Below are 327 nucleotides of genomic sequence, written 5' to 3'. Positions count from 1 at the left end.
TGGCCAGGGACTCGTGGGCCTCGAGGCGGTTCTCGGTGAGGCGCTCGCCGCGCTCGAAGCCGTGGTAGTAGTACTCGCCGGCGTAGTCGTAGACCTCGGTTTCCGGCAGGTTGCCCTGGTCGCTGAGGGTATCCAGCCCGGTGCGCTTGGTGAGCGAGGGCTGCTTGTAGTCGAAGGTGCCGACGCTGACCCGGGTGGGTTGCTGGGTGCGCACGCCGCCCCAGCGGGTCAGCGCATCCTCACGCTCGGTGGCGTCCTGGCGGTGGAAGCGAATTGCCTGGGGCGAGACCGGCTGGCAGGTGTCGACGTCGTCGGTGAAGACGATGC

At 68.5% G+C, this 327-nt stretch carries 1 protein-coding gene; it reads right to left on the bottom strand.

Features of this window, described 5'->3' with window-relative positions:
- Positions 1-327: contractile injection system protein, VgrG/Pvc8 family (locus HR9077_RS02250; RefSeq protein ID WP_210725837.1), on the bottom strand; the 327-nt coding region annotated here is incomplete at both ends.

This window comes from Modicisalibacter radicis (assembly GCF_900961225.1).
Classification (GTDB): domain Bacteria; phylum Pseudomonadota; class Gammaproteobacteria; order Pseudomonadales; family Halomonadaceae; genus Modicisalibacter.
This window is presented reverse-complemented; position numbering and strand designations above follow the sequence as displayed.